Origin of the sequence: Streptomyces sp. SID13726 (genome assembly GCF_010548375.1) — a bacterium.
Lineage (GTDB): Bacteria > Actinomycetota > Actinomycetes > Streptomycetales > Streptomycetaceae > Streptomyces.
Map to the genome: position 1 here is coordinate 1 of NZ_JAAGLY010000084.1, position 796 is coordinate 796.

1 protein-coding gene is annotated in these 796 nt (G+C 72.2%); it reads left to right on the forward strand.

Translation table 11 applies throughout. The features are described from left to right. The coding region (locus G3I78_RS46455) for an MMPL family transporter (RefSeq protein WP_164436588.1) at positions 1 to 796 on the forward strand (796 nt) is incomplete at both ends.

A 796-nucleotide genomic window follows, 5' to 3' on the forward strand; every position in this document is an offset into this window, starting at 1 on the left:
CCGGTTTCGCCACCCCCGACGACCGTGCCCTGCCGGTGAGCGCGTCCAGCCGGCAGACCGGTGACCTGGTGCGCGGTGCGTTCGACATGAAGGGCTCCGGCACGATCAGCGTGATCATGACGGGTACGGCGGACCGGCCGGCGCGGGAGGACTACGCCCGTCGGCTGTCCGCGCTCCCCCAGGTCGCCCGGGTCGCGGGGCCCGTCGGTGACGGCCCGGCCCAGCTCTCCGTGGTGCCGCTGGCCGACCCCGGGTCGCGCGCCGCCCAGCAGCTCGTACGCGAGATCCGCAGGACCCCCGCCCCGGCGGGCACCGGCGTCCTCGTCGGCGGAGCGAGCGCGGTGCTCGTCGACGCCAAGGCCACGGTGGGAGACCGGATTCCGCTGGCACTCACCCTGATCGCCCTCACCACCTTCGCGCTGCTGTTCGGCTTCACGCGCAGCCTGCTGCTGCCGCTCAAGGCGATCGCGCTGAACGCCCTGAGCCTCACGGCCGTCCTCGGAGCCATGGTGTGGATCTTCCAGACGGGCCATCTGAGCCACCTGCTCGGTTTCACCCCCGGACCGCTCAGCACGACCATGCCGGTCCTGCTGTTCTGCATCGTCTTCGGGCTCTCGGTGGACTACGAGGTCTTCGTCCTGGCCCGGATCAAGGAGGCGCACGACGCCGGGCAGGACACCGCCACGTCGATCGTCTCGGGCGTCGCCCGCACGGGCGGCATCGTGACCGCCGCCGGCGCCCTGCTCGCGTTCACCCTCCTGAGCTTCGGCACCTCCCGGGTCTCCCTCCTGCAGTT